This window comes from Salmonella sp. NW722 (assembly GCF_051702785.1).
GTDB lineage: Bacteria > Pseudomonadota > Gammaproteobacteria > Enterobacterales > Enterobacteriaceae > Salmonella > Salmonella enterica.
In genome coordinates, this window is record NZ_JAMMIN010000013.1 from 26,855 (window position 1) to 47,842 (window position 20,988).

19 protein-coding genes are annotated in these 20,988 nt (G+C 52.6%); 9 read left to right on the top strand and 10 right to left on the bottom strand.

The window, feature by feature from the left end; translation table 11 throughout:
* Positions 1-347 precede the first annotated feature (347 nt).
* The gene (locus NA330_RS22180; RefSeq protein WP_000215270.1) at positions 348-716 is read left to right on the top strand and encodes a helix-turn-helix domain-containing protein; all 369 of its coding nucleotides are present in this window, start codon (positions 348-350) and stop codon (positions 714-716) included.
* Here the strand turns inward: NA330_RS22180 and NA330_RS22185 are convergent.
* The 7 genes from NA330_RS22185 to NA330_RS22215 all read right to left on the bottom strand — a co-directional run bounded on the left by NA330_RS22185 (position 713) and on the right by NA330_RS22215 (position 6,346).
* A complete protein-coding gene (locus NA330_RS22185; RefSeq protein WP_000868887.1) occupies positions 713-1,930 on the bottom strand; it encodes a site-specific integrase in 1,218 nt (405 codons plus the stop codon). The two genes, NA330_RS22180 and NA330_RS22185, sit on opposite strands and share 4 nt — an antisense overlap.
* Before the next feature lie 203 nt (positions 1,931-2,133).
* Positions 2,134-3,498, bottom strand: a complete 1,365-nt coding sequence (mnmE, locus tag NA330_RS22190) for a tRNA uridine-5-carboxymethylaminomethyl(34) synthesis GTPase MnmE (RefSeq protein ID WP_023242091.1) — start codon at positions 3,496-3,498, stop codon at positions 2,134-2,136.
* A 140-nt stretch (positions 3,499-3,638) separates the two neighbouring features.
* Positions 3,639-5,285, bottom strand: a complete 1,647-nt coding sequence (gene yidC, locus NA330_RS22195; protein ID WP_000378283.1) for a membrane protein insertase YidC — start codon at positions 5,283-5,285, stop codon at positions 3,639-3,641.
* 2 nt (positions 5,286-5,287) lie between these two features.
* Positions 5,288-5,545, bottom strand: a complete 258-nt coding sequence (yidD, locus tag NA330_RS22200; RefSeq protein ID WP_001307474.1) for a membrane protein insertion efficiency factor YidD — start codon at positions 5,543-5,545, stop codon at positions 5,288-5,290.
* Positions 5,509-5,868 carry a ribonuclease P protein component gene (rnpA, locus tag NA330_RS22205; RefSeq protein WP_000239725.1) on the bottom strand — a complete coding sequence of 120 codons (360 nt, stop codon included), beginning with the start codon at positions 5,866-5,868 and terminating at the stop codon, positions 5,509-5,511. Before rnpA ends, yidD begins: the two co-directional genes overlap by 37 nt.
* A 16-nt stretch (positions 5,869-5,884) precedes the next feature.
* Positions 5,885-6,025, bottom strand: coding sequence for a 50S ribosomal protein L34 (rpmH, locus tag NA330_RS22210; protein WP_000831330.1), 141 nt, complete (start codon positions 6,023-6,025; stop codon positions 5,885-5,887).
* A 228-nt stretch (positions 6,026-6,253) separates the two neighbouring features.
* The gene (locus tag NA330_RS22215) at positions 6,254-6,346 is read right to left on the bottom strand and encodes a hypothetical protein (protein ID WP_418142141.1); all 93 of its coding nucleotides are present in this window, start codon (positions 6,344-6,346) and stop codon (positions 6,254-6,256) included.
* Positions 6,347-6,685: 339 nt separating this feature from the next.
* Here NA330_RS22215 and dnaA point away from each other — a divergent pair, with 339 nt between their 5' ends.
* The 4 genes from dnaA to gyrB all read left to right on the top strand — a co-directional run bounded on the left by dnaA (position 6,686) and on the right by gyrB (position 12,855).
* Positions 6,686-8,086, top strand: coding sequence for a chromosomal replication initiator protein DnaA (gene dnaA, locus NA330_RS22220; RefSeq protein WP_000059093.1), 1,401 nt, complete (start codon positions 6,686-6,688; stop codon positions 8,084-8,086).
* Between the two features lie 4 nt (positions 8,087-8,090).
* Positions 8,091-9,191: a DNA polymerase III subunit beta gene (gene dnaN / locus NA330_RS22225; RefSeq protein WP_000673474.1), complete on the top strand. Its 1,101-nt coding sequence runs from the start codon at positions 8,091-8,093 to the stop codon at positions 9,189-9,191.
* Positions 9,192-9,338: 147 nt separating this feature from the next.
* Positions 9,339-10,412, top strand: coding sequence for a DNA replication/repair protein RecF (recF, locus tag NA330_RS22230; RefSeq protein ID WP_000060078.1), 1,074 nt, complete (start codon positions 9,339-9,341; stop codon positions 10,410-10,412).
* A gap of 28 nt (positions 10,413-10,440) precedes the next feature.
* Positions 10,441-12,855 carry a DNA topoisomerase (ATP-hydrolyzing) subunit B gene (gene gyrB / locus NA330_RS22235; protein ID WP_000072047.1) on the top strand — a complete coding sequence of 805 codons (2,415 nt, stop codon included), beginning with the start codon at positions 10,441-10,443 and terminating at the stop codon, positions 12,853-12,855.
* Between the two features lie 18 nt (positions 12,856-12,873).
* Here the strand turns inward: gyrB and NA330_RS22240 are convergent, their stop codons facing one another.
* The 3 genes from NA330_RS22240 to NA330_RS22250 all read right to left on the bottom strand — a co-directional run bounded on the left by NA330_RS22240 (position 12,874) and on the right by NA330_RS22250 (position 16,354).
* Entirely contained in the window at positions 12,874-13,770 is an 897-nt protein-coding gene (locus NA330_RS22240; protein WP_023242090.1) for a LysR family transcriptional regulator, read from the bottom strand.
* Between the two features lie 114 nt (positions 13,771-13,884).
* A complete protein-coding gene (locus NA330_RS22245; protein ID WP_024149245.1) occupies positions 13,885-15,078 on the bottom strand; it encodes a mandelate racemase/muconate lactonizing enzyme family protein in 1,194 nt (397 codons plus the stop codon).
* Between the two features lie 13 nt (positions 15,079-15,091).
* Complete coding sequence (locus NA330_RS22250) at positions 15,092-16,354, bottom strand: MFS transporter (protein ID WP_023242088.1); 1,263 nt, start codon at positions 16,352-16,354, stop codon at positions 15,092-15,094.
* 304 nt (positions 16,355-16,658) lie between these two features.
* Here NA330_RS22250 and yidA point away from each other — a divergent pair, with 304 nt between their 5' ends.
* The 4 genes from yidA to NA330_RS22270 all read left to right on the top strand — a co-directional run bounded on the left by yidA (position 16,659) and on the right by NA330_RS22270 (position 20,955).
* Positions 16,659-17,471: a sugar-phosphatase gene (yidA, locus tag NA330_RS22255; RefSeq protein ID WP_000985571.1), complete on the top strand. Its 813-nt coding sequence runs from the start codon at positions 16,659-16,661 to the stop codon at positions 17,469-17,471.
* Between the two features lie 201 nt (positions 17,472-17,672).
* A complete protein-coding gene (locus NA330_RS22260) occupies positions 17,673-18,695 on the top strand; it encodes a hypothetical protein (protein WP_001528257.1) in 1,023 nt (340 codons plus the stop codon).
* On the top strand, positions 18,692-19,831 hold the full coding sequence (locus NA330_RS22265) for a BamA/TamA family outer membrane protein (RefSeq protein ID WP_023138228.1): 1,140 nt from the start codon (positions 18,692-18,694) through the stop codon (positions 19,829-19,831). Before NA330_RS22260 ends, NA330_RS22265 begins: the two co-directional genes overlap by 4 nt.
* Positions 19,828-20,955 carry a DUF4056 domain-containing protein gene (locus NA330_RS22270; protein WP_001258174.1) on the top strand — a complete coding sequence of 376 codons (1,128 nt, stop codon included), beginning with the start codon at positions 19,828-19,830 and terminating at the stop codon, positions 20,953-20,955. Before NA330_RS22265 ends, NA330_RS22270 begins: the two co-directional genes overlap by 4 nt.
* Positions 20,956-20,988 lie beyond the last annotated feature (33 nt).

Genomic DNA, 20,988 nt, shown 5'->3' on the forward strand with positions numbered 1-20,988 from the left:
GGCCAATGTGCCGGTTTTTTTATGTTATTGTTTTGCAAAGTTGTGGAAAACACTGTTGGTTTTGGATTTTATCCACGCATAATCGCCCCCCCCTTTTTACGCATAATTACCCCCCTGACTACTGACGAGCTGCGCATAATCACCCCCACTTTGCACGCATAATTTCCCCCCCCCTAAACCTATAGGTATTGCCTTTAAAAAAATCCTATAAAGATACCTATAGTTGAACCATGTTCAGGCGTTAATAACTTTGTTCGCGCCCTAAAAGGGCAGATCCAGAGCCGAGGATTGGTAGCTGTCTCTCATAAACTAGGTCTATCAATAACTGGTGTGTAACGGGTAGGCTGATGACTGTAGACGTGAATGAAACCTTGAATGCCTTGAGAAGCGAAATTGCAGAAATGAAGCAATTACTGGCTCAGGTCGTTGAAAATACGGTGAGTGACGGCAGCAAATCAAACTTACCACCATCTGATAAAGAGTATCTTACCGTCGATGAGGCGGCGGCATACGTTGGAGCAAAACGCTCATACATCTACCGCCTGACGCATGAAAAGCGCTTATCGTTTACTAAGCCGGGTGGTAATCGGGTGCTAATTAAGCGCTCAGACCTTCAAGCATGGTTGGAAAAGAACAGAGTGAAGTCTGCTCATGAACTTCACCAAGACGTTACAAATTACATCACGAGTTTTCCTCGCGGCCGTAGGGCATCTTAAAGTGTTTTATTCAATACGGACTTTCCGCAGTGAGGACAGCAAGTTCCAGATTCTTGTACTTTATCTTCAAAAATATCTGGAAAGCCTCTCATTGCTGTTACCCGGCGACTTTCAAGGATATCAGCATAAATTTCCGTTGTTCTCAATTCTGAGTGTCCAAGAAGGCGAGAGAGAGAATAGATATCAACCCCACGGTTAAGCTGGGCCACAGCAAATGTATGTCTGCCTACGTGGAAAGTAACATGTTTTTGAACGCCTGCTAGCATTGCCCAGTGTAGCAAAGCAACGTTGGTGTAACTGCTATATTTTAACCCTTTAAATACTCGCTCCGCTTTATCTTGGCGCTCTCCCATAAGCTTGACGGCTGAGTCTGGTAGATCCAGGTAGACTAAGCTGTTTCCGGCATTCAGTAATTTAGCTTGTTTGAAAATAATTCTGTAGTGTCCATCCTGAAACTCTTCTATTTCTTTCCAAGTAAGCTTCTGAATATCGCTCCATCTCAAGCCAGTTGTGCAACTAAAAAGAAATGCTCGTTTAAGTACGTCATAGCGACATTCCGCTTTTGTCATAGCTCGAACTTCATCCAGAGTGAGGTAGGTTCGCTGGGTATTTTCTGCTTTGACACTTTTTACTCGCTGGACTGGGTTATCCCTGATGATGCCTTCCCGGAACGCTTCATTTAGTGCGGCTCTGACTTTGTTGAAGTAACTAGAGGCTGTGTTTTTCGCAAGTTTTGATTGCGATTTCGTTAGTGGTTCCTCTAAAAGGTATTTCCTAAACCCTTCTAGGAATTTTTTATCAATTTCTTCAAAAGTGAGCTCTGCTCTTCCGTGATAGCTCCGAAGATGTTTACCTGCTGAGATCCAAATAGAATAGTTTGAAGAGCTTCCAGACTCTTTACTGGCAGTTAACTTGTCGTAGTAATCGTAAAAGCTCGAAGCAAGTTTTACTCTGTCTTCCAGTTGGAACTTATTACTGTGAGATTCAACGAGCCTTGCTGACCGCGCAGCCTCAGCCTGACGCAACATTTCTTTATTGTGCTGACGCTCTGCTTGTGTCTTTGGGTTCTCGTAGAGATAGAGTTCTAAAGGTTCGTAGTCGCGCTTTGCTCGTTTTTTGCCATCCTCACCTTCAACAACTCCGTAATAGTACACTAGCCTAAGTTGCTGGAGCCCCTTCGAGTTAGGGTTACGCTTGTTTACTGATACCTTCATAATTGCTCCGCTTTGCTCCCGTTACTCCAAAATTTTAACTCGGGAGCAAATGTGGATCAATAATTAGCAAAACGGAGCAAAATCGTGAGAAGGGAAGTAAAACCTAACCATAAGAGAACTTCCTAAAATTGCCATAAATAACAATTGGTTGTTTTGATATGTTTTGAAAGGTTTTACTTCGTTTTTAATTTAATTTAGGAGATTTACTTCCCAATACAGAAGCTGGAGAAAATCCGTCCCAGCAGATCGTCGGAGGTAAACTCGCCGGTAATCTCGCTTAAGCTTTGCTGCGCCAGGCGCAACTCTTCCGCCAGCAGTTCCCCTGCCCATGCGCCTAATAGCTGCGCTTTGCCCTGCTCAAGGTGTTCAGCGGCTTCCGCCAGCGCCTGTAGGTGACGGCGACGGGCCAGGAAGCCGCCTTCCATATTGGTATCAAACCCCATGCTCTGCTTGAGGTGGTTACGCAACACGTCGACGCCTTCGCCGGTACGCGCCGAGAGGCGAACCAGTGAGTGACCGTTTACTTCACTAATACCCAACGGTTCGCCGGTGATATCCGCCTTGTTACGTACCACGGTAATCGGTAGATTTTTGGGCAGACGGGCGATAAAGTCCGGCCATATGTCGGCAGGGTCAACGGCGTCCGTCGTGGTGCCATCCACCATAAACAGCACGCGATCGGCCTGTTCAATCTCCTGCCAGGCGCGTTCGATGCCGATACGCTCAACTTCGTCGCTGGCGTCGCGCAGTCCGGCGGTATCGATGATATGCAGCGGCATCCCGTCGATGTGGATATGCTCGCGCAACACGTCACGCGTGGTACCGGCGATATCGGTGACAATGGCTGCTTCACGGCCTGCCAGCGCATTCAGCAGGCTGGATTTCCCGGCATTCGGGCGTCCGGCAATCACTACCTTCATCCCTTCGCGCAGCAGGCTGCCCTGGCGCGCTTCGGTGCGCACGGCGTCAAGATCGGCGATGACGCCATTGAGCTGCGCTTCGATTTTGCCGTCAGAGAGAAAGTCGATCTCCTCATCCGGAAAATCGATAGCCGCTTCGACGTAGATTCGCAGGTGAGTAAGTGCTTCCACAAGGTGGTTAACGCGGGCGGAAAATGCCCCCTGTAACGAGTTTAGCGCCGAACGCGCCGCCTGTTCGGAACTGGCATCGATCAGGTCGGCAATGGCTTCTGCCTGGGCTAAATCGAGCTTATCGTTGAGGAACGCTCGCTCGGAGAACTCGCCCGGTCGGGCAATGCGCACGCCTGGAAGCGTCAGGATACGTTTTAACAGCAGGTCCAGGATCACCGGACCGCCGTGCCCTTGTAGCTCCAGCACATCTTCACCGGTGAAGGAGTTCGGGCCGGGAAACCACAGCGCAATACCCTGATCCATCGCGCTGCCGTCAACGTCTTTAAACGGCAGGTAGTCGGCATAGCGCGGCTTCGGCAGCTTGCCCAGCACCTCTTGCGCAACGTCGCGCGCCTTCAGACCGGAAATACGCAGGATACCCACGCCACCGCGTCCCGGTGGGGTTGCCTGGGCGACGATAGTGTCGTTATGGCTCATGGTTAGTCTCAACTTTGTTGCAATAAAAAAGGCGGTCATATGACCGCCTTTTGATTGTAGGCCTGATAAGCGTTAGCGCCATCAGGCTGACCGGCGCGCCTTGCCGGATGGCGGCTTCGCCTTATCCGGCCTACACCGAATCAGGATTTTTTCTTCTCGCGGCTATGCAGGCCACGCTTCTCCAGACCACGGTAAATCAGCTGCTGCTGAATGATAGTGACCAGGTTGCTGACGATATAGTACAACACCAGACCTGACGGGAACCACAGGAAGAACACCGTAAAGATGACCGGCATAAAGGTCATGATCTTCTGCTGCATCGGGTCGGTCACGGTGGTCGGCGACATCTTCTGAATGAAGAACATCGTTACGCCCATCAGGATCGGCAGAATGTAGTACGGGTCCTGTGCGGACAGGTCATGAATCCACAGCGCGAACGGCGCATGACGCAGTTCAATGGAACCCATCAGCATGTAGTACAACGCCAGGAAGATAGGCATCTGGATGATCAGCGGGAAGCAGCCGCCCAGTGGGTTAACCTTCTCCGCTTTGTACAGGGCCATCATCTCCTGGCTTTGGCGCTGTTTATCATCGCCAAGACGTTCGCGCATCGCCTGAATTTTCGGCTGCAGCATACGCATCTTCGCCATTGACGTGTACTGCGCTTTGGTCAGCGGGTACATGATACCGCGAACGATAAAGGTAATGATGATAATGGAGAAGCCCCAGTTGCCCACAAAGCTGTGGATCCACTTCAGCAACTTGAACAGTGGCTGAGAGATGAACCACAACCAGCCGTAGTCCACGGTCAAATCCAGGTGCGGTGCAACAGCCGCCATTTTATCCTGAATTTCCGGGCCGACCCACAGGGTGCTGGTCATCGCGCCAGTCTGGCCTGGCTGTACCAGTACCGGCTGCGCTTTATAGCCGATAGCGACAATGCCGTTACCCAGATTGGCGGTGTAGAAATTGTTGGTGCCGTCGTTACGCGGAATCCATGCGGTAGCGAAATACTGTTGCAACATTGCCACCCAACCGCCTTTGGAGCTGACGTTGAGGTTTTCGTTATCGGCAATAGTGTCGAATTTGTATTTCTCATACTTCTCATCCGGCGTGGAGTACGCTGCGCCGCGGAACGTATGCAGCGCAAAGTTGCTGCTGCCGGTGTCGCGATGAGGAGGTAGGTTGACGGATTGTTTTAACTGACCAAAGGTGGAGACTTCCAGCGGTTTTTCGCCGGTGTTCTGCACGCTATAGTTCACGTTAACCGCATAATCGCCACGCTTAAAGACAAACGTTTTGGTAAACGTGTTGCCTGCGGCGTCAGTATAAGTCATCGGAACCTGCAGTTCGTTCTGACCGTCGGCCAGTACAAACGCCTCTTTCTCGACGTTGTACAGCGGACGCGGGCCGTTCGCCGGGTTATCCGGGCCGTCGCGGCCTGTCAGGCCGCTTTGCGCCTGATAGATAAACTGCGGGGTGGTTTCCAGCAGCTGGAACGGTTCGTTGGAACCCAGTTCTTTCGGGTAAGCCGGGAGCAAGGCCTGCTCGACATCACCACCACGGGTGTTGATAGTCAAATCAAGCACATCGGTTTTCACCGTAATCATTTTCCCCTGGCCACTGGCTGGTACGCCCTGGTCGGCGGCGCTACCCGCTGCGGTGGTCGTTGTCTGCGTGGTCTGTTGAGTCTGAGGTTGCGGATTTTTATCCTGCTCCCAGGCTTGCCAGATCATGAAAGACACGAACAGCAAAGCGATGACTAAAAGATTGCGTTGCGAATCCATCGTTAGTGTTCTCTGGTATCAAATGGTCCGGGCGGGACGGGATCGTCACCACCAGGGTGTAAAGGGTGGCATTTTAATACGCGTTTCACCGTCAACCAACTGCCTTTTATCACTCCAAACCTGCGCAATGCCTCAATTCCGTAGCTTGAGCACGTTGGCGTGAAACGACAATGCGGCCCAAGCAGCGGACTGATCAGGCGTTGATAGACCCGAATAAGGGCTATCAGGACCCGCGAGCCAGGCGACAGTGGCGGCGCCATAATTTTTCCAACGCTTCCGAGAGAGCACGGTTATCGAGGTCGGCAACCCCTTTTTTCGCCACCACCACGAAATCCATTGCAGGAAGTTCATGCTGGCGCAGACGGAAGCTTTCACGCGTCAGACGTTTAATCCGGTTGCGTTCATGCGCACGTCGAACATTTTTCTTGGCGACGGTAAGACCGATACGGGGATGCCCCAGCGAATTCAGGCGGCCGAGGATGGTGATTTGCGGCGTGCCAGCCCGTTGAGGTTGCTGGAAGACGAATGTGAAATGAGCGGGAGTTAACAAACGTAACTCCCTGGGAAATGCGAGCTTAACCACTCAGGGGTTAGCTTTATTACTTGGAAACGGTCAGACGAGCGCGGCCTTTAGCACGACGACGTGCCAGAACCTGACGACCATTTTTAGTAGCCATACGAGCACGGAAGCCGTGAGAACGGTTGCGCTTCAGTACAGACGGTTGAAAAGTGCGTTTCATGGCGATTTCTACCTAAACTTGAATAAATTCACTGACTTTTGCGTATACCCGAACAAACTTTGAACGACTTACGCCACAGTGTGGGTGATTAAAGAGGCCGGATTGTAATAATTGTACACTCCGGAGTCAATTCTCTTTCCTTATTTTCCCGCGATTTTCCACGCCTTTTTGTGCGGAAAATAAGCAGCGTTGACGCCATATGACGGGCATTGCGCGACGGGTGGAGAATTATACGGACTGCCAGGTAAAGCGCAAGGATCGCCCTGGATCTTTATGCGATCTTTTAGGCGTCTGCTCACCTTTACCTATTAATTTTTTCAATATGCGCGCGAAAGCGTACAGGAGTTCCCCAGGATCGATTACACTTATCCTTTCCTGGAAAGTCCTGTGGATAAATCGGGAAGAATCTGTGAGAAACAGAAGATCTCTTGCTCAGTTTAGGCTATGATCCGCGGTCCTGATCGTTTCAAACGATCCTGGTCAGGCATGAACACGAAATCTTTCAGACTGCGTGAAGTCGCGATCGTTTGAAAGATCCGTGAAAACCGCAGACAGCGGTTCGTGCGTCACCCTTCATGCAGGGTCTTATCGACGTGCGCCAACAATCATTAATGTATCAGCCTTTGTCATTTATCGACTTTTGTTCGAGTGGAGTCCGCCGTGTCACTTTCGCTTTGGCAGCAGTGTCTTGCCCGATTGCAGGATGAGTTACCAGCCACAGAATTCAGTATGTGGATACGCCCGTTGCAGGCGGAACTGAGCGATAACACGCTGGCTTTGTATGCGCCAAACCGTTTTGTGCTCGATTGGGTAAGAGATAAGTACCTCAACAATATCAATGGATTACTCAACACATTCTGTGGCGCGGATGCCCCACAACTGCGTTTTGAAGTGGGAACAAAGCCCGTTACGCAAACGCTAAAAACGCCTGTGCATAACGTTGTCGCGCCTGCGCAGACAACGACGGCGCAGCCGCAGCGCGTAGCGCCTGCGGCCCGTTCGGGCTGGGATAACGTACCAGCGCCGGCGGAGCCGACCTACCGCTCCAACGTCAATGTTAAACATACATTTGATAACTTCGTCGAAGGTAAATCCAACCAACTGGCGCGCGCGGCGGCACGTCAGGTGGCGGATAATCCTGGCGGCGCTTATAACCCGTTATTCCTCTATGGCGGCACCGGTCTGGGTAAAACTCACCTGCTGCACGCGGTGGGTAACGGCATTATGGCGCGCAAACCCAACGCGAAAGTCGTGTATATGCACTCCGAGCGCTTTGTGCAGGACATGGTAAAAGCCCTGCAAAATAACGCCATCGAAGAGTTTAAACGCTACTACCGCTCCGTTGACGCATTGCTGATCGACGATATTCAATTCTTCGCCAATAAAGAACGATCCCAGGAAGAGTTTTTCCATACCTTTAACGCTCTGCTGGAAGGCAATCAGCAGATCATTTTGACGTCGGATCGCTATCCGAAAGAGATCAACGGCGTTGAGGATCGTCTCAAGTCCCGCTTTGGCTGGGGGCTAACAGTGGCGATCGAACCGCCAGAACTGGAAACCCGCGTGGCGATCCTGATGAAAAAAGCGGACGAAAATGATATTCGTCTGCCAGGCGAAGTAGCGTTCTTTATCGCCAAGCGTCTACGCTCTAACGTACGTGAACTGGAAGGCGCGCTGAACCGGGTGATCGCCAATGCCAACTTTACCGGCCGGGCGATTACTATCGACTTTGTGCGCGAAGCGCTGCGCGATTTACTGGCGTTGCAGGAAAAACTGGTCACCATCGACAATATTCAGAAGACGGTGGCCGAGTATTACAAAATCAAAATTGCGGATCTGCTTTCTAAGCGTCGATCTCGCTCGGTAGCACGTCCGCGCCAGATGGCTATGGCGCTGGCAAAAGAGCTCACCAACCACAGTCTGCCGGAAATCGGCGATGCGTTTGGCGGGCGCGACCACACTACCGTACTTCATGCCTGTCGTAAAATTGAGCAACTGCGTGAAGAAAGCCACGATATCAAAGAAGATTTTTCGAATTTAATCAGAACATTGTCGTCGTGATCCTATGAAATTTACCGTTGAACGTGAACATTTATTAAAACCGCTTCAGCAGGTCAGCGGCCCGCTGGGCGGTCGTCCTACGCTGCCGATTCTCGGTAACCTGCTCCTCCAGGTAGCGGACGGTACGCTTTCTCTGACCGGCACCGATCTTGAAATGGAGATGGTCGCGCGCGTTACGCTTTCTCAGCCGCATGAGCCGGGTGCTACTACCGTGCCGGCGCGGAAATTCTTTGATATCTGCCGCGGCCTGCCGGAGGGCGCGGAGATTGCCGTTCAGTTGGAAGGCGATCGGATGTTGGTGCGTTCTGGCCGTAGCCGCTTCTCGCTGTCTACGCTGCCTGCCGCCGATTTCCCGAATCTTGACGACTGGCAAAGCGAAGTTGAATTTACGCTGCCGCAGGCCACGATGAAGCGCCTGATTGAAGCGACCCAGTTTTCGATGGCCCATCAGGATGTGCGCTACTACTTAAACGGTATGCTGTTTGAAACGGAAGGCAGCGAACTGCGCACTGTTGCGACCGACGGCCACCGTCTGGCGGTGTGTTCAATGCCGCTGGAAGCGTCTTTACCCAGCCACTCGGTGATTGTGCCGCGTAAAGGCGTCATTGAACTGATGCGTATGCTCGACGGCGGTGAAAACCCGCTGCGCGTGCAGATTGGCAGTAATAATATCCGCGCGCACGTCGGCGATTTTATCTTTACCTCGAAGCTGGTGGATGGTCGCTTCCCGGATTACCGTCGCGTTCTGCCGAAGAATCCGGATAAACATCTGGAAGCGGGCTGCGATATCCTCAAGCAGGCGTTTGCCCGCGCGGCAATCCTCTCGAATGAGAAATTCCGCGGCGTGCGTCTGTACGTCAGTGAGAATCAGCTCAAAATCACCGCCAATAACCCGGAGCAGGAAGAAGCGGAAGAGATTCTGGACGTGAGCTACGGCGGGACGGAGATGGAAATCGGCTTTAACGTCAGTTACGTGCTGGACGTGCTCAATGCGCTGAAGTGCGAAACCGTGCGCATTATGCTGACGGATTCCGTATCCAGCGTACAGATTGAGGATGCGGCGTCACAGAGTGCTGCCTACGTTGTTATGCCAATGAGGCTGTAGAATCTGAAAAGGGGCTGGTTTACTTGCCATTTCGCCTCCCGGCAGTGCTCGAAATGCTCACGTACTTCGTGTACGCTCCGCTTTCTGCGCGCTGGCGGTAGACGAACTGGCTGCGACACACACGCCCCTGGACGAATGTACTAATATATGTCACTGACGCGCCTTTTAATCAAAGACTTCCGCAACATAGAAAATGCGGATCTCGCTTTATCCCCCGGCTTTAACTTCCTGGTTGGCGCCAACGGCAGCGGCAAAACCAGCGTGTTGGAAGCTATCTATACGCTTGGCCACGGTCGGGCTTTTCGCAGTTTGCAGCCTGGCCGCGTGATTCGTCATGAGCAGGAAGCGTTTGTTCTCCACGGGCGCCTGCAGGGCGAAGAGCGTGAGATGTCGATTGGTTTAACCAAAGATAAGCAGGGCGACAGCAAAGTCCGTATCGATGGTACTGACGGTCACAAGATCGCGGAGCTGGCGCATTTAATGCCGATGCAGTTGATTACGCCGGAGGGGTTTACTTTACTCAACGGCGGCCCCAAATACAGAAGAGCGTTCCTTGACTGGGGATGCTTTCACAACGAAGCCGGATTCTTCACCGCCTGGAGCAACCTGAAACGATTGCTGAAACAGCGTAATGCCGCGCTGCGCCAGGTGAGTCGTTATGAGCAATTGCGCCCGTGGGATAAAGAGCTGATTCCGCTGGCGGAACAAATTAGTACCTGGCGGGCGGAGTACAGTAGCGCTATCGCACAGGACATGGCGGATACCTGTCAGCAGTTTTTACCTGAATTTTCCCTGACGTTCTCTTTCCAGCGCGGCTGGGAGAAAGAGACAGACTATGCGGACGTGCTGGAGCGAAGCTTTGAGCGTGACCGTATGTTGACCTACACCGCGCACGGGCCGCATAAAGCGGACTTTCGCATTCGCGCTGACGGCGCGCCGGTGGAAGATACCCTGTCGCGCGGGCAGCTAAAGTTATTGATGTGCGCCTTACGTCTGGCGCAGGGCGAGTTCCTCACCCGCGAAAGCGGGCGGCGCTGCCTGTACCTGATAGATGATTTTGCCTCTGAACTTGACGATGCGCGTCGCGGGCTGCTGGCCAGCCGCTTAAAAGCCACGCAATCGCAGGTCTTTGTCAGCGCAATTAGCGCTGAACACGTTATAGACATGTCGGATGAAAATTCGAAGATGTTTACCGTGGAAAAGGGTAAAATAACGGATTAACCCAAGATTAAATGAGCGAGAAACGTTGATGTCGAATTCTTATGACTCCTCCAGTATCAAAGTCCTGAAAGGGCTGGATGCGGTGCGTAAGCGCCCGGGTATGTATATCGGCGACACGGATGACGGCACCGGTCTGCACCACATGGTATTCGAGGTGGTAGATAACGCTATCGACGAAGCGCTCGCAGGTCACTGTAAAGATATCGTCGTAACTATTCACGCCGATAACTCCGTGTCCGTAACGGATGATGGCCGTGGCATTCCGACCGGTATTCACCCGGAAGAAGGCGTCTCGGCGGCGGAAGTGATCATGACCGTTCTGCACGCGGGCGGTAAATTTGACGATAACTCCTATAAAGTCTCCGGCGGTCTGCACGGCGTGGGCGTCTCGGTAGTCAACGCTCTGTCGCAAAAACTGGAACTGGTTATCCAGCGAGATGGCAAAATTCACCGTCAGATCTACGAGCACGGCGTGCCGCAGGCACCCCTGGCCGTCACTGGCGATACCGATAAAACCGGCACGATGGTACGTTTCTGGCCGAGCCACGAAACCTTCACCAACGTCACTGAATTTGAATATGAGATCCTGGCGAAACGCCTGCGTGAACTGTCATTCCTGAACTCTGGCGTTTCCATCCGCCTGCGCGACAAGCGCGATGGCAAAGAAGATCATTTCCACTACGAAGGCGGCATCAAAGCGTTTGTTGAATATCTCAACAAGAATAAAACGCCGATTCACCCGAATATCTTCTACTTCTCCACCGAAAAAGACGGTATCGGCGTGGAAGTAGCGCTGCAGTGGAACGACGGTTTCCAGGAAAACATCTACTGCTTTACCAACAACATTCCGCAGCGCGACGGCGGTACCCACCTGGCAGGCTTCCGTGCGGCGATGACCCGCACGCTGAACGCCTACATGGACAAAGAAGGCTACAGCAAAAAAGCCAAAGTCAGCGCCACCGGTGATGATGCCCGTGAAGGCCTGATTGCGGTGGTTTCCGTAAAAGTGCCGGACCCGAAATTCTCCTCGCAGACCAAAGATAAGCTGGTCTCTTCCGAGGTGAAATCGGCGGTAGAACAGCAGATGAACGAACTGCTGAGCGAATACCTGCTGGAAAACCCATCTGACGCGAAAATCGTCGTCGGCAAAATTATCGACGCCGCGCGTGCGCGTGAAGCGGCGCGTCGCGCCCGTGAAATGACCCGTCGTAAAGGCGCGCTGGATTTAGCCGGTCTGCCGGGCAAACTGGCGGACTGTCAGGAACGCGACCCGGCGCTGTCCGAACTGTACCTGGTGGAAGGGGACTCCGCGGGCGGCTCTGCGAAGCAGGGGCGTAACCGCAAGAACCAGGCGATTCTGCCGCTGAAAGGTAAAATCCTCAACGTCGAGAAAGCGCGCTTCGACAAGATGCTATCCTCTCAGGAAGTGGCGACGCTGATTACCGCGCTGGGCTGCGGTATCGGTCGCGACGAGTACAACCCGGACAAGCTGCGCTATCACAGCATCATCATCATGACCGATGCGGACGTCGACGGCTCGCACATCCGTACGCTGCTGTTGACCTTCTTCTATCGTCAGATGCCGGAAATCGTTGAACGCGGCCACGTCTACATTGCCCAGCCGCCGCTGTACAAAGTCAAGAAAGGCAAGCAGGAACAGTACATCAAAGACGACGAAGCGATGGATCAGTACCAGATTTCCATCGCGCTTGACGGTGCGACTCTGCACGCGAACGCTCATGCGCCAGCGCTATCCGGCGAAGCGTTAGAAAAACTGGTCTCTGAATATAACGCCACGCAGAAAATGATTGGTCGTATGGAGCGTCGCTTCCCGAAAGCGCTGCTCAAAGAGCTGGTGTATCAGCCAACTCTGACCGAAGCCGATCTTTCTGATGAGCAGACTGTAACGCGCTGGGTGAATGCGCTGATTACCGAGCTGAACGAGAAAGAGCAGCACGGCAGTCAGTGGAAGTTCGATGTTCATACTAATACGGAACAGAATCTGTTCGAGCCGATCGTTCGCGTGCGTACGCATGGCGTGGATACCGATTATCCGTTGGATCACGAGTTTGTGACCGGCGCGGAATATCGTCGTATCTGCACGCTGGGCGAGAAGCTGCGCGGTCTGATTGAAGAGGACGCGTTTATCGAACGCGGCGAGCGTCGCCAGCCGGTAACCAGCTTCGAGCAGGCGCTGGAGTGGCTGGTGAAAGAATCACGTCGCGGTCTGGCTATCCAGCGTTATAAAGGTCTGGGTGAAATGAACCCGGATCAGCTGTGGGAAACCACCATGGACCCGGAAAGCCGCCGTATGCTGCGCGTGACCGTTAAAGATGCGATTGCTGCCGACCAGCTGTTCACCACGCTGATGGGTGATGCCGTTGAGCCGCGTCGTGCCTTTATCGAAGAGAACGCCCTGAAAGCAGCGAATATCGATATTTAACCTGCCTTAATCCCCGGCCTACCGCTGGTTGGCCGGGGCATCATGATGTTCATCGACATAGCTGAATAAAAAATCTCTAAAGCGCTGAGTGGCGGGCGTTTGTGCGCGCCACGCATGGAAATAAAGGTTCATATTGCGCCGCAGCGGAGGCGTGAGCGAACAGGTCGCTAATTGGTAGCTTTTGGCGTAATGGCGGGAAAAGGTTCCGGCGATCACCACGCCTTCACACTGCGCCGCCAGCGACATGGCGGTCGCCATATGTTCCACCGTCATTTTGGGCTTAATGCGCACGCCAGCGGTTGCGGAGATCATCGGAATGGATTCGTTGCCAACGGCGATCAGCTCTTCGCTTTGAATCTCTTCCCAGCGAACCGTTTTTTTATGCAGCCGATAGTCCGGATGGCAGTACAGGGCGATTTCCGTTGTGAACAGCGTTTGTTTGTCGATTTCCGGTTCCAGCGGCCGCTCCGGGCCGATACCAAAATCGGCTTCTCCCAACATAATGCTTTTTTGTAATTGCGACATGGGATTATCAATAAGCTGTACGTGGGTATGCGGATGCTGCCGCTTAAAGGCATGGATGATTTGCGGCAGAAAAGCACAGGCGATCAGCGGCGCGCCAACAACCCGCACCAAGGATTTTTTGATCTCTTTCAGGTCGCGGGCATAATTTTCGGCCCGTTGAAACTCTTCAACAACCCGCATGGCGGCGGGTAAAAACTTTTCGCCGTCGGGCGATAGCTTCACCACGCGCGAAGTGCGGTCGAAAAGGGAAACCTCCATCTGGCTTTCCATTTCGTTGATTAAACCGCTAACAGCTCCCTGCGTGATGCACAGATATTTGCTGGCGGCGGTAAAACTACGCAAATCCGCGACGGCCAGAAACGCGCGAAATTGCCGGATAGTTAAATTCATTTGCCACCTGTGTTACCCCTTTACTGAGAGGATTTTATCTCAGGCTGGATAAGGTCACGTTGATACGACTCGCAAATACAGGGTGTCTGCCTGCGGCGCAGGCAGACAGTTGGCTTATTTTACGGTAATGGTTGGTGATTTTTTCATGGTTTCTTCGGTCAGTTCCTGGCCGATGCCGGGAAGCTCCGGGACTTCGTACATGCCGTTCTTCGGCAGGTAGTTGTATTTACAGGTCTGTGTATTCGGCTCCAGCAGCGCATACCGGTGCAGTTCGTGGATGACGAAGTTAGGGATCACGGTTTCCATATGCAGCGCCACTGCTGTGGAAATTGGCCCGCCGCAAACGTGGATTTGCACCGTTTTGTCGTAAACGTGCGCCATATCGCAGATTTTCTTCACTTCGGTGATGCCGCCGCAGGTGCAGATATCGGGCTGAATAACGCTCAGGCTGCCGTTTTCCAGGAAAGGACGGTATCCCCAGCGCCAGTAAATACGTTCGCCAGCCGCCAGTGGAATATTGACCTTATCGGCAACCTGCTTCATCTGTGCGGGATTTAACGGCATAACCGGCTCTTCGTAGTAGAAGATGCCCAGTTCTTCGATCATGCGGCCAAACTGAATCGCCGAGGTGGTGTCGGTAAAGGCATGCATTTCGGCGATGATATCCACGTCCGGGCCGACTGCATCGCGAATGGCGGCCATACGGTCGTAGCCCAGACGCAGGATTTTATCGGTGAGAGGCCCGTTGAGGTTTTGCTGGTTCCAGTTGCCGTGGCGATCCATTGCGACGGTATCCACTTTTATTGCGTCATAGCCTTCGCTGACGGCGGTCAGCGCCGCCTGTGCATACTGCTCCGGCTCGGTCAGCATATCTTTATCGCTGCCGTCCCCCCAACCAAACTGTAGCTGACTGGCGTAGGTTCTTATTTTCTCGCGGCTTTTGCCGCCAAGCATTTTATACAGCGGTACGCCCCACGCTTTGCCTTTGATATCCCACAGCGCGATATCGATACCGCTCATCGCCGCGGAAAAAATGCCGCCGCCGCCCTGCCCCCAGAAGGTTTTTTTGAGCATTTTTTCCCAGATAGCTTCGTTATTCATCGGGTCCATGCCGATGATAATGGCCGACAGGTCTTTCGCCATTCCGATGCCCGCAGAAGCGCCGACGCCGTAAGCCAGCCCGACTTCGCCAAAACCGGAAATGCCCTCATCGGTATTAATTTTTACCACCACCGGACGCCATTTGCTGGTGGCGGACGCAAAATCGTTCGCCACATCAATAATATCAACGCTGGTAATTTTCATAATTTACTCCTCGTAATTAATATTTTTTAATCGTTAAGATTAATGCCGATACCACGGCGATAGCGCTGATAAAAACCAGGCATAGTAAGCCGCCGGTATAAGTTCCAGTGATAGAAATAAATAAGCCGATAAATACAGGAGATAATGAAGAGAGTCCGTTGGCGACGCCGTTCATTACGCCGCTGGCGGCGGATATGGATTTTCCTGGTATCATTCCCTGTAATAACGTCCAGGCAACGGGCGTACCCATCGTACAGAAAGCAACAGCAAAGGAGAGGAGTACCGCTGACATATATTTATGTTCGGTTATGGTACCGAAATAGATACTGACGCCAGCGAAAAACATTAATACCATTAATATGGGGGCGCTGCGTCCTATTTTATCGACGAAGACGCCTGCGGCTGCTTTGGCAAATATCGACAGGACAAAGGGAAGCGACGCCAGCCAACCCATTTCCGCCCAACTGAACCCTCTGGCTGATTTTAGATAGGTCGGCAGCCAGGTAATCATCCCCCAGTACAGGCATTGCAGACACAGATACCACAGCACCAGCAACCAATAGCTGTAGTTGGTAATCACCGGTTTTACCCGCAACATAAAACTTTCGCTGCTGCCTGCGCTTTCCGTTTCCTGCCCGGCTTTGATATAAGCCAGTTCCTGCTCGCTGATACTTTTATGTTGTTCTGGTTTATCAGCAACATATCGCCAAAGTAGCCAAAGAGGGATTAACCCGAGAGCGGCGCATAAGAAAAAGTTGGAACGCCAGCCGTAGGTGCCTATCCACCAGGTGAAAAAAGGCATCGCAATGGCGGGTGCCACCGACTGGCCGACGATCCACGCCGCGTTTGCTCTGCCGCGCTCCTGCTTCGGGAACCAGTTTTTAATAAATACGCTTTGCAGCGGATAATAAAAACCCTCCCCAACGCCCAGTAATATACGGCAAATAATAATTAGAGCGAATGATGTTGCTACGCCGCCAATCATTAAAGCGATAGTCCAGATCAGAATACAAAGCATCATTGCTTTTCTGGGGCCGAGATAATCGCCAAGCGGTGATAATACAACGTTAGCGATACCATAAGCGGCCAGAAAGACGGTCATCATCATGCCGATTTGCAATGGCATACCTTCAATACCCATATAGGCTAAGAAGGGTTCATTCGCGGCTAATACCGAAACATTAACGCGATCGAGATAAGCAATAAATATTCCAATAAACAGACAGGCAACGATTAAAAATCTTTTCCTGGTTGGGGGGGCGGTAAGGGCCATCGACATTAGCGATCTCCTTCTCATCGGATAAGGTTATTTTAAAATATAAGTTTTTGTTGATTTTTACTGATTAAGAACCAATCCCATTAGGCTCTAAGTGATGATGTCCAAAGTAGCAATACACATTCTTTTAGAAAAACGGTATTTTCTGTTTGATTAATGAGGTTATCTAATACATCAGGAGGGAGAATACGGCCTGAAAAGGGGAATCCCGTTTGTGAATCTTATCCCCCTTTCTCTCGGATTCTTTACTGTTTTTTGAGCGGAATCGCGTTAGCATGAGTCAGGACTCATTTAATGCGGGGATTTCATGGCTATCAAACTTATTGCTATCGACATGGATGGCACCCTTCTGCTGCCCGATCACACCATTTCTCCGGCGGTTAAAAACGCGATTGCCGCTGCGCGTGAAAAAGGGGTAAACGTGGTGCTGACCACAGGCCGTCCGTATGCGGGTGTGCACAGTTACCTGAAAGAACTTCACATGGAACAGCCCGGTGATTATTGCATCACCTATAACGGGGCGCTGGTGCAGAAAGCAGGGGACGGCAGTACGGTTGCGCAAACGGCGCTCAGCTATGATGACTACCGTTACCTGGAAAAACTGTCCCGTGAGGTGGGTTCTCACTTCCACGCATTAGACCGAAATACGCTTTATACCGCTAACCGCGATATCAGCTACTACACGGTGCATGAGTCGTATGTGGCGACCATTCCGTTGGTATTTTGTGAAGCGGAGAAGATGGACCCGAACACCCAGTTCCTGAAAGTTATGATGATCGATGAGCCTGCCGTTCTCGACCGGGCGATTGCGCGTATACCGGCAGAGGTGAAGGAAAAGTACACCGTGCTGAAAAGTGCGCCGTACTTCCTTGAAATCCTCGATAAACGGGTTAATAAAGGCACTGGCGTAAAATCACTGGCCGAGGCGCTGGGTATTAAGCCAGAGGAGGTGATGGCGATTGGCGATCAGGAAAACGACATTGCGATGATCGAATACGCCGGTATGGGCGTGGCAATGGACAACGCCATTCCGTCGGTCAAAGAGGTGGCTAACTTTGTGACTAAATCGAACCTTGAAGATGGTGTTGCCTGGGCGATTGAACAACATGTTCTGTCCTGATTCACTCCGGCCCGATCGCCGTCGGGCCGATAGTTCCACCCATGAAGCTAATGTGTTGCAACAAAGACGTTGTAGAAAATAGTTTTTTATTTCAAAAGATTAATTCGCACAGAAATCCCGCCCACCAGGCGACGATTACTATATTCTCCCTCCTCCTTTCGATCCGGCGGCGCTTCTCGCCAGAATAAACGCTTCATCATTATGAAAAAACGCTCCCTTTTGCTGTTGGCGCTGCCCGCTATGGCTTTTTCTACCTGGGCGGCTACCAGCCCCCCGGCGAACCTGTCGCTTGTTTATAGCTATCAGGATGACGTCCCATCTGCTGCCACACCGCCAGTCGCGACAACGCCGGTGGCAAAGCCTGCCAGTACATCAGTGTTGCCTTTTCTGGGTGATGAAGCCCGAAAGCGTGGCTATGAGCTTCCCGAGCCATTTGGCCTCAATATTAACTACATGAATATTGGGCAGAATATTAACGTTGATAGCATCAACTTTAATGGCCTGGCTTTAGGTCCCAACGGGGGAATTCCATTAGATAACGCATTTAAAATTAACGTCGGTCATACCCGTGAAAAGAGCAAGACCGAAACGGTCAAGCTGGATGCCTGGCTGCTGCCATTTATGAATGTGTACGGCCTGGTGGGCTATACCGATGGTCATTCCGTTTCGCAAATTGGTGTTGGGTTGATGACGAAAAATGGCCACGTTTTTCATCCCGCCGATCTGCAAAACCTCAAGTTTAAACTCGACTTTAAAGGCACTACCTATGGCATCGGCACCACGCTGGTCGGCGGCGTAGGTAACTGGTTTACCGCTGTTGATGCTAACTACACCCAGACACAGTTCGATATTCTTGATGGCAGCATCGACGCCTTTACCGTCTCACCTCGTGTTGGTTACCGTTTTACCACCCCGGGTATAGATAAGATGCATCTGCCGTCGGGCAAGCTAAACGTCTGGGTCGGCAGCATGTATCAGGATGTGCAGCAGGAGTTTAAAGGCAGCCTCGACGACCTGACCATGCCGTCAGCGACGCTACAAAGGCTGGTGAGTATGGCTAACTATAACAATAACGGCCGCTTTGACGTCAAACAGCATCTACAATCACCGTGGAACATGCTGCTGGGCGCACAGTATGAAATAACCCGCCATTTCAACGTTACCACAGAGTTTGGCTTTGCCGAGCGCAATAGCTTCTTTGTGGCCGGTGAGTACCGCTTTTGAACCGCTGCCATTGCCGACTGTTGCTTTGCGTCGCCGGTGTGCTGTCCGGCGTGGCGCAGGCGGCGCTGCCCAGCCGCAGTCAGGTGGACGGCTGGCTACAACAAATGGGGGATAGCGATACTTACGATGCCGCCAAAGGCGTCAACTGGGGAGTAATGCCCGGGCCATTTTATACCCCTGAACTGGGGCTGGGCATCGGCACCGCCATCGTCGGTATGTATCGCCCCGATCCTGCCGATAAGGTTAGCCAGGTATCCACGCTGTCGCTGAGCGGCTATTTCAGCTCCACAGGCGCTTTTGGCGTAAGCCTGCAAAATTACGCTTTTTTCGCGCAAGATCGCTGGCGTTTCTTCCTCACTGGCGCATTGAGCGACACGCCCACTTACTATTGGGGACAGGGTTTTGCCGCCGGTGATAAAGACAGCCATAAGCAGGCCTATACTGCGCAGGTGCTGGATCTGCAACCCATGCTGTATCGTCGGCTGGTCAACAATATCTATCTTGGCGTTGGCTGGACGCTGGATATACAGCACGCCGCGCAAATTGATGAGACCGATCCGCCCAAAATTCAAAGTACAGCGCAGGGCTGTTCTTCACTGAGTAACGGCGGTAGCGTTGAGATTAGCTGGGATGATCGTGATTTTATACCTAACCCACGCAAAGGGCAGTATGCCACCCTTCGCTATACCCACTTCGCACCGGACGTCGGTAGCGATACGCGGTTTGATGAATACCAACTGCACTATAGTCGTTACCATGCCGTCAATGATAAAGATGTGCTGGCCTGGGAAACGGACGGCGCCTTTACTCAGGGTGATGTGCCGTGGAATATGCTGCCGCTGCTGGGCAGTAACCATCGTATGCGCGGCTATTATGAAGGACGCTATCGCGATAAAAATGCTATCAGCGGTCAGCTGGAATATCGCCATAAGCTGAGCTGGCGGCATGGCGTTGTCGGTTGGGTGGGCGCGGGCACCATGGGATCGTCTTTGCACCATCTGGATGACGGGCGATGGCTGCCTTCTGCGGGCGTGGGCTATCGCTTTGAGTTCAAGCCGCGCGTCAACGTGCGGCTGGATTACGGCGTGGGCAAAGCTAGCAGCGGTTTTTATTTTCAGGTAGGAGAAGCATTTTGAGGTCCGTCGTTCGGGTTATCTTTCTGGCGCTGCTGTTTCTGGCGGGGAGCGCCCGCGCCGCCTTACCACTGACGCTCTATCTGTCCTCTCTCCCAATGCCAGTTGCCAGTGAAGCCTGGCCGACGATGCCGCCGCAGCCACTGCCAAAGGGGTTGCGTCCGTGTTGCGCTTTTGGTTACGACCTGCATGCCGAGCTGCTGGGACTGCCGGTTCCGTTCTATCAGTTAAATAACATCGTGACGGTGGACTCGCTGGGGCATCATCAGTACAACGACCATCTGTACTCGGGCGTGGCAAACCTGATTGGCCTTAGCGGTGAGAATAACGGTATTGTGTATACCTTGCGTGGCGGATTCATCGACACCGCACATGTGCGGGATACCGCTGATATGACAGTGTATATCTTCAGCCAACTACTACCAAAGCTGGGGCAGGCTTTTACGCTGAATCTGGGCGAGGAGCTGGCCGAACGGCGTCTGGTTTTTACTGCTTTTACCCCTCCGGTCGATGCACGCGAGCGTTACACGCTGGCCGCCTGGCTGTCGGCGCATCTGGCGTTCCAGGTGGCGGAGTGGCACGAAATCGCCCAATGGTACGGTTTCGAGTCTGTTCGCGGATTTTCTGAGGGAGTATCGGCCTTTTCGCCGGAAGATCTCTATTCTAACCTCGCGGGTGCCCGTCTGGCGGCGTCTTTAATTGTCGGCGGCCAGACGAAAACGCAAGAGATGTACAACACGGCGATGGAAACCGCGCTGCGGCAAGCGCTGACGCAGCTGGCAGCGCAGCCGGCGCAGATCACCCGTTTTCAGTTTGATATGCTTGATGGCCGTTGGTGGAACAGCCAGCGGCGGGTACCGGAAAAATATCTGGTGCTGCATCGTAATTATCAGATGGGCGATGACCGCCTGCCGACCGCCATTCCTGGCGAGATAATGCCGCTATTGCCGCTGAGCTTGCCCCATCGCTGGCGCGGTATCCAGCTTAGCACGCTGGCGCAACTACAATTGTGGCCCAGCGAGGATATGGCGCAGCTACCGCCTCCCGCGCACTATTACAGCGAAAAAGATTTTGCCGCCCTGGCGGAGCAGGCACGGCTACAGGACGAAAAAACACAGAATCATTAAACAGGCAGTAGCCGTAGGCTATTTCCCTCTTAT